Annotated in this window: 7 protein-coding genes and 1 pseudogene; all 8 read left to right on the forward strand. The window is 31.2% G+C overall.

The features are described from left to right. A pseudogene (locus tag ACXJIE_RS07270) lies at positions 1-226 on the forward strand (asparagine synthase (glutamine-hydrolyzing)); the annotation flags it as partial. Continuing rightward, a complete protein-coding gene (locus tag ACXJIE_RS07275; protein WP_456480306.1) occupies positions 207-1,358 on the forward strand; it encodes a glycosyltransferase family 4 protein in 1,152 nt (383 codons plus the stop codon). The pseudogene ACXJIE_RS07270 and the gene ACXJIE_RS07275, both read left to right, overlap by 20 nt. Continuing rightward, the gene (locus ACXJIE_RS07280; RefSeq protein WP_456480307.1) at positions 1,351-1,956 is read left to right on the forward strand and encodes a sugar transferase; all 606 of its coding nucleotides are present in this window, start codon (positions 1,351-1,353) and stop codon (positions 1,954-1,956) included. Before ACXJIE_RS07275 ends, ACXJIE_RS07280 begins: the two co-directional genes overlap by 8 nt. Then, positions 1,943-2,878: an ATP-grasp domain-containing protein gene (locus ACXJIE_RS07285; RefSeq protein WP_456480308.1), complete on the forward strand. Its 936-nt coding sequence runs from the start codon at positions 1,943-1,945 to the stop codon at positions 2,876-2,878. The genes ACXJIE_RS07280 and ACXJIE_RS07285 overlap by 14 nt, the downstream gene beginning before the upstream one ends. Beyond that, entirely contained in the window at positions 2,862-3,476 is a 615-nt protein-coding gene (locus tag ACXJIE_RS07290; protein WP_456480309.1) for an HAD family hydrolase, read from the forward strand. The genes ACXJIE_RS07285 and ACXJIE_RS07290 overlap by 17 nt, the downstream gene beginning before the upstream one ends. 193 nt (positions 3,477-3,669) lie before the next feature. Then, the gene (locus tag ACXJIE_RS07295) at positions 3,670-4,746 is read left to right on the forward strand and encodes an aminotransferase class V-fold PLP-dependent enzyme (protein ID WP_456480310.1); all 1,077 of its coding nucleotides are present in this window, start codon (positions 3,670-3,672) and stop codon (positions 4,744-4,746) included. After that, a complete protein-coding gene (locus ACXJIE_RS07300; protein ID WP_456480311.1) occupies positions 4,724-6,460 on the forward strand; it encodes a polysaccharide biosynthesis protein in 1,737 nt (578 codons plus the stop codon). The genes ACXJIE_RS07295 and ACXJIE_RS07300 overlap by 23 nt, the downstream gene beginning before the upstream one ends. 51 nt (positions 6,461-6,511) lie before the next feature. Then, entirely contained in the window at positions 6,512-6,793 is a 282-nt protein-coding gene (locus ACXJIE_RS07305; protein WP_456480312.1) for an HlyD family secretion protein, read from the forward strand. Positions 6,794-6,911: the final 118 nt, after the last annotated feature.

The raw sequence follows: 6,911 nt of genomic DNA on the forward strand, positions 1-6,911 counted from the left end.
GCCTCAAGAACTCGTAAACGCTCCGAAAAGAGGCTTTGAAATTCCGCTTGTAGATTGGGTGGAGGGAGAACTTAAAGAACTTATATTCGAATATTTAAAAAAAGGTTTTTATAAAAATTTTATAGATATTGATATTTATAATCTTCCATTTTCAAAAGAAAAAAACGCTAAAATTTTATATCTTTTATTTACGTTGGAGTTCTGGTATGAAAATCGCTTTTCTTAGCCATTTGGATTTGAATCTATATCTTTTTAGATTGCCTATTATGCGAAAATTGGTTAAAAATTCGTATGAGGTATATGCCGTTTGTCCGAAGGGAGAGGTTTTTGATAAATTTAGCGAATATGGGATAAAAGCTGTGAGTTATGAGATTGATAGGGCAAGTTTAAATGTTTTTAAAGAATTTAAAACCGTTAAAAATATTAAAAAAGTAATAAACAAAATAAATCCCGATATTTTACATACATTTATGCATAAACCTAATATTTACGGTAATTTAATAAAACACCCCCGAACGATAAATACCGTTACGGGGCTTGGGAGTTTTTTTATTCATAATGATTTAAAAAGTAAAATTATACGAAACGTTATTATCTTAGGATATAAAATAACTACAAAAAACACAAAAAAGGTTATTTTTCAAAATAGTGATGATTTGAAATATTTTGTCCGGAAAAAAATAATCCCCGAAAATAAAGCGGTTTTAATAAAAAGTAGCGGAATTGATACGAATGAATGGAGAATTGAGAAAGCGGAGTCCCAGAAAAATCGTCAGATTTTTTGGGATACAGAGGGAGAATGGAGAATGGAGAATTCAGGGATTAAAATGGGTGAAAATAAGCCTGTAGTTTTGATGATAGCGAGGATTATAAAAGACAAAGGGGTTGAGGAGTATATAAAAGCTGCCGATAAATTAAAAGATAAAGCGGAATTTTGGTATGTAGGGGAAACGGATAAAGGCAATAAAAACGCTTTTGCTCCGAATTGGGGTAGTGTTAAATATCTTGGATTTAGAAGAGATATAAAAGAGTTGATATCCGCTTGCGATATATTCGTTTTACCGAGTTACAGAGAAGGAGTGCCAAGGACGTTGCTTGAGGCGGCTTCTATGGCAAAACCTATCGTTACTACCGATACCGTGGGTTGCAAAGAAGTAGTGGAAAATAATAAAAACGGATTTTTAGTACCCGTTAAAAACAGCGACAAACTTGCCGAAGCAATAGAAATTTTAATAGACAATCCCGAATTAAGAGAAAAGTTCGGAAAAAACGGCAGGATAAAAGCGATAAACGAATTCGACATTGAAGTGGTGGTTGAGAAATATATGAAAGTTTATAAGGAGATTATGAGTGTATAAAAAATTTTTTAAACCTCTTTTCGATAAAATTTTAGCTTTATTATTGATAATCGTTTTTTCTCCTGTTATGATAATAACGGCTTTTTTAATATATTTATGGGACGGAAGACCGATTATTTTCACTCAATTGCGACCGGGATATAAAGGCAAACTCTTTAAAATTTATAAATTCAGAACGATGACGAACGAAACGGATGAAAACGGTAAATTATTACCGGATGAAAAAAGACTAAAAGGCATAGGCAAAATCATTAGAAGCTTAAGCTTAGACGAATTACCTCAATTTTTTAATATTTTAAAAGGCGATATGAGTTTTGTAGGACCAAGACCATTATTAGTCGAATATTTAGAACTTTACAACGAAGAACAAAAAAGAAGACATGATGTTTTGCCCGGTATTACCGGTTTAGCGCAAATCAACGGAAGAAATGCCATAAGTTGGAGAGAAAAATTCAAATACGACATAGAATACGTAGATAACATATCTTTTTTGCTCGATATGAAAATATTGTTTTTAACGGTTTTAAAAGTTATCAAAAGAGAAGGAATCTCCCAAAAAGGACAGGCGACAATGGAGAAGTTTAATGGAAAAAATTAATGTTTTAATAACAAGTGCGGGAAGAAGAGTTAGTTTAGTAAGAAATTTCCAAAAATATACAAAGGTTTATACATGTGATATGAATCCTCATCTTAGCGCCGCTTGTCAGGTTAGCGACGGGTATTTTAAAGTTCCAAGAGTTACCGATTCTTCTTATACGGATATTTTGTTAAATCAATGCAAACAAAAAAGCATTTCTATCATAATCCCTACAATCGATACGGAATTAACAGTATTAGCGGAAGTTAAAGAAAAGTTTGAAAAGGAGGGTGTTTTTATTGCCGTTTCTTCAAAGGAAATTTGCGAAACGTTTTATTTAAAAGATAAAACGGAAGAATTTTTTGCAAAAAACGGTTTCGATACGCCAAAAAGAGTTGATATTGACAACTGCGCTTATCCCGTATTTGCGAAATTAAACAATTCTTCATGTTCAATTGGCGCACAAATAGTATATACTCCCGAATTTGCAAAAGAACTCTCAAAAAATAAAAATTACGTATTTCAAGAATTTATTCAAGGAGACGAATATACCGTAGATGTTTTTATAGATAAAAATGAAGAGGTAATTTCCGTAGTACCACGCCTTAGATTGGAAGTTAGAGCCGGAGAAGTCAGTAAAGCTAAAACGGTTAAAGACAAAAAAATCATTAATGAAATTAAAAAACTTTGCAAAAAATTAAAAGGAGCTTACGGCTGTATTACCGTTCAACTTTTTAAAACGAACGATAGAGTCGTGTTTATAGAAATAAATCCTCGTTTCGGAGGAGGTTATCCGTTAAGCTATCTTGCCGGAGCGGATTATGCTAAGTTTTTAATAGAGGATTATTTCGGTAAAAAATTAGAATATTTCGAAGGATGGAAAGATAATCTGATAATGCTTAGGTATGATGCGGAGGTTTTAGTAGATGGTAATAGTGTTTGACTTAGACGATACTCTTTATGACGAAATAGAATTCGTTAAAAGCGGTTTTTTAGAAATCAGCAGGTATCTCGGAGATGAAAAATATTATAATTTTATGTGGGAATTGTTTAATAAAGAAGGAAGCGGAAAAATTTTCGATAAATTAATACAAACGTTTGATTTAGATGCTAATATAAATAAACTTATCGAAATTTATCGTTTTCATATGCCAAAAATCACTTTACCAAAAGAGAGCGTAGAGCTTTTAGAATTTGCAAAAATATCGGCTTTAATAACGGACGGACATTATATAACTCAACAAAACAAATTTTACGCCTTAGGACTTGATAAATATATAAATTTTCCCGTATTTACGGATTTTTATCGAACTAAAAAACCGGAGTTAAAGCCGTTTTTGACGGTTATGCATAAATATCCGAATAATGAATACGTCTATATTTCGGACAATCCGAAAAAAGATTTTTTCGCACCGAAAAAACTCGGCTGGAAAACCGTAAGATACAAAAACCCGAAAGGAATTTATAAAGATATTGAAAACAACGCCGATATCGAAGTTCATTCGAGAAAAGAAATATTGAAAATATTAAAAGGCAGATAAAAAGGTTAATAATATGATTATTCGAAATATATGAAAAAAATAAGTGTAATTTTATGGGACGATTTATTACGAATTAAAGTAGATAAATTTGAAACATAAAAAAATAAACGATAAAGTAATAGGATATAAAAATGAAAAGTGATAATACAGGTTTAAATCGGTATAAATGGTGAAAAGTAAAAAAAGGAACAAAATGACATACCTCTCGCCTCCTCATATGAGTGGAAAAGAGCTTGAATATATAAAAGAAGCATATGAGAGTAATTATATCGCACCGGTGGGGAAGTTTATAAATAAATTCGAAGAAAGTGTTAAAAATTATACGAAAGCGAAATATGCTTTAGCGGTTATTAACGCCACAAGCGCTTTACACCTTGCTTTGAGAATACTCGGAATAAAAACAGGTGATAAAGTTATCGTTTCGACTTTTACGTTTATAGGAGGAGTCAGTCCTATTCTTTATCAAAATGCCGAGCCGATTTTTATAGATGCGGACGAATATTGGCAAATGGATGTTGATTTATTAGAAGAAGCGCTTAAAAAAGAAAAACCACAAGCCGTAATTGTCGCTCACCTTTACGGACAAATCGGAAAAATAGAAGATATTGCCTATTTATGCAAAAAATATAATGTTTTTTTAATAGAAGATGCGGCGGAATCGCTTGGTGCGACTTATAACGGCAAACATTCCGGCACATTCGGAGATTTCGGGGTTTATAGTTTTAACGGAAACAAAATATTAACGACATCCTCGGGAGGAGTGTTGGTAAGCCGAAACGAAGAGTGGATTAAAAAAGCTAAATTTTTATCGACTCAGGCAAAGGAGGATTATCCTTGGTATGAGCATACGACATTCGGGTATAATTACAGAATGAGTAATATTCTTGCGGCTATAGGTGTCGGTCAGATGGAAGTGATTGAAGAAAGAATTAAAAGAAAAAGGGAAATTTTTAACATTTATAAAGAAGAATTAAAAAATATTGCCGAATTTATGCCGGAGATTAAAAAAAGTAGAGGTAACAGATGGCTTACGACTCTTATATTTAAAAATAAAAATCCTTTTGAGGTTATGAAAAAATTACAACTTAACAATATCGAAAGCCGGCCGTTATGGAAACCTATGCATAAGCAGTCGCTTTTTAAAAATGCAAAAAGCTATATAAACGGTAAAAGCGAGGAGCTGTTTAAAAAAGGACTGTGTCTTCCAAGCGGTACGGCTCTTAATGATGAAGATATAAGGGGAATTTGTGAAATTATCAAATCTGTTTAAACCTACTAATTTTAAAAGATGTATATTTTTTTTAACGGGGGATGTTTTTTTATCTCTTGTTACACTTTATTTTGCCTATCTTTTAAGATTCAATTTCATAATTCCTAAAGAATATATGGAAAGTTTTTTAAGAATTTTTCCTTTAATACTGAGTTTTAAAATTTTATTTTATTTTATATTTAAACTTTATTTTGTAAGTTGGCGTTTTTTTTCTTTAGTGGAACTTAAAAAATTATTAGCGGCCACTATTTCGGCTTATTTTTTTTCTTTTTTAACTTTATATTTTTTTGAAAATTTTTTTGCACCGTTTCCAAGAAGTGCTTTAATTATGGATTTCTTTTTAACACTACTTTTTATAGGTTTTTTTCGAATTTCAAAGCGTCTTGTCATTAAACACGTAAAAAATATAAATGAAGCTATTATTATCGGAGCTAACGAAAAAACGCTTTCGCTTTTAAAACAAAATATTCCTTACGAAATAAAAGCCGTTTATGACGACGGAAATATTGTGGGAAGTTATATTTACGGATTTAAAGTTTTACCTTTTGACAAAATAGAAAAAATAGATACGGCAATAATAACAAAAGAACTTTCTCAAAAAGAGTTAAATGAACTTGTTGATTTTTTAAAAGAGAGGGAAGTAAAAGAAATTAAAGTTTATAGTCCTTTTGAAAAAAAGATAAAAGATGTTTCTATTGAAGATCTGCTTGCTAGAAAACCTAAGGATTTGGATAAAAATGCTATAAAAAATTTTGTAAAAGGTAAAAAAATACTCGTAACCGGTGCAGGGGGGAGTATAGGCAGTGAAATTTGCAGATTATGCGAAAGATTCGGTGTTAAAAAGCTTGTTTTAGTTGATAACGGTGAATATAATCTTTATTTAATAAATGAGGAACTTCGAATAAAAAAAAAATCTTATCTTGTTGATGTGAGTCGATATGAGGAAATTAAAAAAGTTTTTGAAAAGGAAAAACCTCAAATAGTAATTCATGCCGCTGCTTACAAACATGTGCCTTTATGTGAGGATAATCCGAGAAGTGCCGTTATAAATAATATTATAGGTACAAAAAATGTAATAGATTTGGCAATTGAATATAAGTGTGAAAATTTTATTTTAATTTCTACGGATAAAGCGGTTAGGCCTACTAATATTATGGGAGCCACTAAAAGGGTGTGTGAGCTTTATGCTCAAAATGTAAAAAGCTATAAAACGAAAATAGCGGCCGTTAGGTTCGGAAATGTTCTTGGCAGCAGCGGGAGCGTGGTTCCGAAATTTAAAAAATATATAGAAAAAAACAGATCTCTTCCCGTTACTCATCCCGAAATAACGAGATATTTTATGTTAATTTCCGAAGCGTGTCAGTTGGTTTTGCAAGCCGGAAGTCTGGCTGAAAAAGGAGAGATTTTTATTTTAGATATGGGAGAACCTGTAAAAATTGTAGATCTTGCTAAAACTATGTTAAAACTTTACGGAAAAGATGAAAACGATATAATATTCACGGGGTTAAGACCCGGAGAGAAACTTTATGAGGAATTACTTTTAGAAGAAGCTGACATAAAAACTAAATATAAATCCATTTTTATTGCTCACCCCACTTTAATGGAGTTGGATTATTTAGTAATTAAAATAAAAGAATTAGAAGATTTATATGAAAAACAGCAAATTGTCAAGACATTAAAGGAAATAGTAAAAGAATACAATCCGAGATATTGACATATCAACAAAATTCTGCTAAACTATTCAAAATCTCTAAAAGGGCTGTTAATGAAAAAAAAGATAGCTTTGTTTGTATTTGTACTGCTTATTGCGGCAGGTTTATACGGGCTTTACAGATATATAGTGTTTAATGAAAATTATGTTTCGAGCAATGCGGTTTTTGTCAAAAGCGATTCCCTTACGTTTTTAAGCTTTAAACTTCCGGGAAAAATAGAAAAAATATATGTCAATGAAGGCGATAATATTAAAAAAGGTCAGCTTCTCGCTAAACTTGAAACAAAAGAGCTTATGTTTCAAAAAAATGAGCTTCAGAATAACATTAACGCTTGAAAAGATAAAATAAAAGCGACGGCAATACAAAAAGAAAAACTTTCTAATGATATAAACACTAATTTAAATCTTTTAAATAATGAAAAAAACAAACTTCAAAAAAATATAGAAGCAATGG

The organism is Nautilia sp. (assembly GCF_053994455.1).

Bases quoted from the DNA above. Each gene is read 5' to 3' on its own strand.
- ACXJIE_RS07275 (WP_456480306.1), top strand. From the start codon at position 207: ATGAAAATCGCTTTTCTTAGCCATTTGGATTTGAATCTATATCTTTTT.
- ACXJIE_RS07285 (WP_456480308.1), top strand. From the start codon at position 1,943: ATGGAAAAAATTAATGTTTTAATAACAAGTGCGGGAAGAAGAGTTAGT.
- ACXJIE_RS07290 (WP_456480309.1), top strand. From the start codon at position 2,862: ATGGTAATAGTGTTTGACTTAGACGATACTCTTTATGACGAAATAGAA.
- ACXJIE_RS07295 (WP_456480310.1), top strand. From the start codon at position 3,670: ATGACATACCTCTCGCCTCCTCATATGAGTGGAAAAGAGCTTGAATAT.
- ACXJIE_RS07305 (WP_456480312.1), top strand. From the start codon at position 6,512: ATGAAAAAAAAGATAGCTTTGTTTGTATTTGTACTGCTTATTGCGGCA.